General features: G+C 66.4%; 1 pseudogene. It reads left to right on the forward strand.

The features are described from left to right. Positions 1-280 (forward strand): annotated as a pseudogene (locus ASD32_RS30090) (helix-turn-helix domain-containing protein); the annotation flags it as partial.

A 280-nucleotide genomic window follows, 5' to 3' on the forward strand; every position in this document is an offset into this window, starting at 1 on the left:
ACGCCGTTCGCCCCTTGAGATCGAAACGGCCGTGCTTGCGGTGCGTGATGCGCATCCGGCCTGGGGCGCGCGTAAGATCTGCGCCTGCTTGCGCCAGGCCGGAATGTCTGACGTACCGGCGGCATCCACCGTGCATGCCGTGCTCAAGCGGCACGGGCGCATTGCCGCCGATGCCGGTCCGGGCAAGGCCTATGAGCGCTTCGAGAAGGAGGCGCCAAAACCTGTTGTGGCAGATGGACTTCAAGGGCCGGCTGAAGCTTTCCTGCGGCCGCTGGTGCCA

The sequence above is a fragment of the Rhizobium sp. Root483D2 genome (assembly GCF_001426685.1).
GTDB lineage: Bacteria > Pseudomonadota > Alphaproteobacteria > Rhizobiales > Rhizobiaceae > Pararhizobium > Pararhizobium qamdonense.